Here is a 1617-nt window from a genome sequence, read left to right on the forward strand (position 1 = left end):
AAAAAGTAACAACAATCGATGAGCTATTCAAGCCATCATCATAAGATGAGAGTTTGATCCTGGCTCAGGACGAACGCTGGCGGCATGCCTAATACATGCAAGTCGAACGCGTCTTCGTTAACTGAAGTGCTTGCACGGACGTTAACCATAAGACGAGTGGCGAACTGGTGAGTAACACGTAGGAAACCTGCCCAGAAGCAGGGGATAACACTTGGAAACAGGTGCTAATACCGTATAACAACGAAAACCGCATGGTTTTCGTTTGAAAGATGGTTTCGGCTATCACTTCTGGATGGTCCTGCGGCGTATTAGTTAGTTGGTGAGGTAAAGGCCCACCAAGACGATGATACGTAGCCGACCTGAGAGGGTAATCGGCCACATTGGGACTGAGACACGGCCCAAACTCCTACGGGAGGCAGCAGTAGGGAATCTTCCACAATGGACGAAAGTCTGATGGAGCAATGCCGCGTGAGTGAAGAAGGGTTTCGGCTCGTAAAACTCTGTTGTTGAAGAAGAACGGGTGCAAGAGTAACTGTTTGCATCGTGACGGTATTCAACCAGAAAGCCACGGCTAACTACGTGCCAGCAGCCGCGGTAATACGTAGGTGGCAAGCGTTGTCCGGATTTATTGGGCGTAAAGCGAGCGCAGGCGGTTTCTTAAGTCTGATGTGAAAGCCTTCGGCTTAACCGGAGAAGTGCATCGGAAACTGGGAAACTTGAGTGCAGAAGAGGACAGTGGAACTCCATGTGTAGCGGTGGAATGCGTAGATATATGGAAGAACACCAGTGGCGAAGGCGGCTGTCTAGTCTGTAACTGACGCTGAGGCTCGAAAGCATGGGTAGCAAACAGGATTAGATACCCTGGTAGTCCATGCCGTAAACGATGAGTGCTAGGTGTTGGAGGGTTTCCGCCCTTCAGTGCCGCAGCTAACGCATTAAGCACTCCGCCTGGGGAGTACGACCGCAAGGTTGAAACTCAAAGGAATTGACGGGGGCCCGCACAAGCGGTGGAGCATGTGGTTTAATTCGAAGCTACGCGAAGAACCTTACCAGGTCTTGACATACTATGCAAATCCTAGAGATAGGACGTTCCCTTCGGGGACATGGATACAGGTGGTGCATGGTTGTCGTCAGCTCGTGTCGTGAGATGTTGGGTTAAGTCCCGCAACGAGCGCAACCCTTATTATCAGTTGCCAGCATTAAGTTGGGCACTCTGGTGAGACTGCCGGTGACAAACCGGAGGAAGGTGGGGATGACGTCAAATCATCATGCCCCTTATGACCTGGGCTACACACGTGCTACAATGGGCGGTACAACGAGTTGCGAAGTCGTGAGGCTAAGCTAATCTCTTAAAGCCGCTCTCAGTTCGGATTGTAGGCTGCAACTCGCCTACATGAAGTTGGAATCGCTAGTAATCGCGGATCAGCATGCCGCGGTGAATACGTTCCCGGGCCTTGTACACACCGCCCGTCACACCATGAGAGTTTGTAACACCCAAAGCCGGTGAGATAACCTTCGGGAGTCAGCCGTCTAAGGTGGGACAGATGATTAGGGTGAAGTCGTAACAAGGTAGCCGTAGGAGAACCTGCGGCTGGATCACCTCCTTTCTAAGGAATA

Annotated in this window: 1 rRNA gene; it reads left to right on the forward strand. The window is 51.4% G+C overall.

Going from position 1 to position 1617, the window contains the following annotated elements:
* Positions 1-41: 41 nt before the first annotated feature.
* A 16S ribosomal RNA gene (locus tag IV54_RS05810) occupies positions 42-1607 on the forward strand.
* Positions 1608-1617: the final 10 nt, after the last annotated feature.

It is taken from the genome of Levilactobacillus paucivorans, assembly GCF_001437125.1.
GTDB classification, from domain to species: Bacteria; Bacillota; Bacilli; order Lactobacillales; family Lactobacillaceae; genus Levilactobacillus; species Levilactobacillus paucivorans.